Origin of the sequence: Virgibacillus salexigens (genome assembly GCF_014905415.1) — a bacterium.
Lineage (GTDB): Bacteria > Bacillota > Bacilli > Bacillales > Amphibacillaceae > Virgibacillus > Virgibacillus salexigens.
In genome coordinates this window covers 1-299 of record NZ_BNEO01000162.1, presented here as the reverse complement: position 1 = coordinate 299, position 299 = coordinate 1, and the positions used below count along the sequence as shown (strand labels likewise).

1 protein-coding gene is annotated in these 299 nt (G+C 37.8%); it reads right to left on the bottom strand.

Annotation, left to right across the window (positions count from 1 at the left end):
- Positions 1-164, bottom strand: a 164-nt coding sequence (locus JKP73_RS23755; protein ID WP_200412041.1) for a YitT family protein, incomplete at its 3' end; no start/stop codon positions are given.
- Positions 165-299 lie beyond the last annotated feature (135 nt).

The following is a 299-nucleotide window of genomic DNA, read 5'->3' as shown; positions in this document are numbered from 1 at the left end:
ATAGGTAAGATATTATGACCACTTATTCTGGCTACTAATTCAGTAACAACCTGAGCTGCACCCGTCGCACCAGAAGCATACACATGTCCTGGCTGATAGAAAAAGTTCAATGCGAATGATGAGAAGACAGCATAAACAACTGCTGCCGAAAATTTATTTGCCATTTTTTCAGCGCCAATAGATTTTAAAACTTGATAAAGTCCAATTCTATCTAGAAGGGCGCCGAGAATTTTATTGATCTTTGTTTGCAAGTTTAATACTCAATTCTTCCAGTTGTTTTTCAGCAACTATGGATGGAG